The sequence below is a fragment of the Rhizobium centroccidentale genome, from assembly GCF_030182565.1.
Lineage (GTDB): Bacteria > Pseudomonadota > Alphaproteobacteria > Rhizobiales > Rhizobiaceae > Rhizobium.
The window spans coordinates 1-903 of the sequence record NZ_JAQJCG010000065.1; the positions used below are offsets into that span (position 1 = coordinate 1).

1 protein-coding gene is annotated in these 903 nt (G+C 44.3%); it reads left to right on the forward strand.

Features of this window, described 5'->3' with window-relative positions:
- Nucleotides 1–615 precede the first annotated feature (615 nt).
- Nucleotides 616–864, forward strand: a complete 249-nt coding sequence (locus PH562_RS30650) for a hypothetical protein (RefSeq protein ID WP_000508159.1) — start codon at nt 616–618, stop codon at nt 862–864.
- The last annotated feature ends 39 nt before the right edge of the window (nt 865–903 follow it).

Below are 903 nucleotides of genomic sequence, written 5' to 3' on the forward strand. Positions count from 1 at the left end.
GCTTAATACCATTCAACGACATTAAACCCATATCTGCACCTTAGATGCTCAGGTCTACGCACCGGACTCCGGCAGGATAAACAGGCAACTGGTGGAAACGTAACTTAACCGCGAAAGAGTTAAGCTCTGCCCCGTCTCGCTGTACGATAACTAGCACCTGATAAAATGAGCAACTAAGGAGCTGTAAGAGGTAAAGTGTGATTGCAAACGTCTGGCACTTCACCCACAAAATCAAGCCGTTGCAAGGTAAGAAAAACAAAGAAACGATCTAGACGAAGGTCGCTACGCTCCCCGTGATTTATACATTACCCACCACGGGGGCATTAGGCTTTTATTGCTTTTTTTTGATAGTTATCATGTTCTTAGTAACACTAAGAGCAACCTGATAGCCGTCCTCCAGCACATCGTTGACACCAATTAAACGGATTATGTAGAGTGCACTATACAATTCTTTGTTTAACAGAGGTGGAAAATGGCACCAACAATATATAGAGCTAAGTGCTTGGATTGTAAGCATGAATGGACTAGCAGAGCAGGTTATGGGACACCAGACTACTGCCCAAAATGCCGTAGCCGCAGAATATCAACATCTCCGATTGGATAAAGGAGACCACTATGGGATTCTGGGATAAAGCTTTTGATGTAGCTAAAACCGTAGGAAAAGCTGCATGGGAAGAAACAAAAGCTGCAAATGAACGAGCCAAGCAGTACAGAGAAGAGGTAGTGTCACTTAGCGATCGCGAACTAGCAAGAATCATTGCAACAGAACGCCACAGCACACCATTAAGAGCTGGCGCTGCAATGGCTGAGTTAAAAAGAAGAGGCTATGCTAATGCCGAAGAAATAAAAGCCCTCCTAAAATAACCATAGACTCCATTTACCATAACGTCGCATTACGCGCAC